Raw genomic sequence first — 572 nt, forward strand, 5'->3', positions numbered from 1 at the left:
GATGAGCCCGAGCTCATAACCCCGCTCGGGCACGAGTCGGGTCTCCAGGCCCTTCTCTGTGCCCAGCGCTGTGATCCCCACGGTCGGGTCCTGCCTACGCAGGGCGTCCGCGAGGGCGAGCGCTGGCTCGATGTGGCCGGCGGTCCCCCCACCGGCGAGTACGACATGCACCGAATTTCACCGCTCTCCGGACGGACGTTTCTTGACGCGCCGTCTCATCGTCTTCCATCTCACCCCAGGCTGCCGCATGGCCAACGCAGCTCGGGCACCGGGTTCCGCACGCGCGAAGGCGATCAGCAGACCGATGGCGAACATGGTCGGGAGCAGGGCTGAACCTCCGTAGGAGAACAGCGGCAGGGGGACACCGGCGATCGGCAGCAGGCCGAGCACCGCACCGATGTTGACCACGGCCTGCGCCGTGATCCAGGTGGTCACACCTCCCGCGGCATACCTCACGAAGGGGTCCTCCGTGCGTCCGGCCACGCGGATACCCGCATAGCCTAGAGCCGCGAAGAGGGCGAGCACTGACAGTGTCCCCGCCAGGCCGAGTTCCTCGCCGGTGATGGCGAAGA

At 68.0% G+C, this 572-nt stretch carries 2 protein-coding genes; both read right to left on the minus strand.

Annotated elements, in window-relative coordinates; genetic code table 11:
* On the minus strand, positions 1 to 171 hold a 171-nt coding region (locus KUM32_RS38825; RefSeq protein WP_217146495.1), incomplete at its 3' end, for a glycosyltransferase.
* A gap of 6 nt (positions 172 to 177) precedes the next feature.
* The coding region (locus KUM32_RS38830; protein WP_217146494.1) for an FtsW/RodA/SpoVE family cell cycle protein at positions 178 to 572 on the minus strand (395 nt) is incomplete at its 5' end.

The sequence above is a fragment of the Streptomyces sp. AC627_RSS907 genome (genome assembly GCF_019049165.1).